The 356-nt window shown below is 62.1% G+C and carries 1 protein-coding gene; it reads right to left on the reverse strand.

Going from position 1 to position 356, the window contains the following annotated elements:
* A partial coding sequence (locus SB772_RS39500) for an ATP-binding cassette domain-containing protein (RefSeq protein WP_410838451.1) occupies nucleotides 1–356 on the reverse strand: 356 nt, incomplete at both ends.

Here is a 356-nt window from a genome sequence, read left to right on the forward strand (position 1 = left end):
TGCTCCACCACCTGCCCCTGCTTGATCACCATCAGCTGATGGCTCAACGCCTTGACCACTGCCAGGTCGTGGCTGATGAACAGGTAGGTCAGGTTGTACTTCTGCTGCAGGCTGCGCAGCAACTCCACCACCTGCCGCTGCACCGTCCGGTCCAGCGCCGACGTCGGCTCATCCAGCAGAATCAACGCCGGCTTCAACACCAGCGCCCGTGCAATCGCAATGCGCTGGCGCTGGCCGCCGGAAAGCTGGCTCGGCTTACGATCCAGTAGATGGCCGATCTGCAGCATCTCGGAAACCTGCTTGATCGCCTTCTCGCGCTCTTCCTTCGGCACGCCACGGATTTCCATGCCGAAGGC

Origin of the sequence: Paraburkholderia sp. SIMBA_030 (genome assembly GCF_046535245.1) — a bacterium.
Classification (GTDB): domain Bacteria; phylum Pseudomonadota; class Gammaproteobacteria; order Burkholderiales; family Burkholderiaceae; genus Paraburkholderia.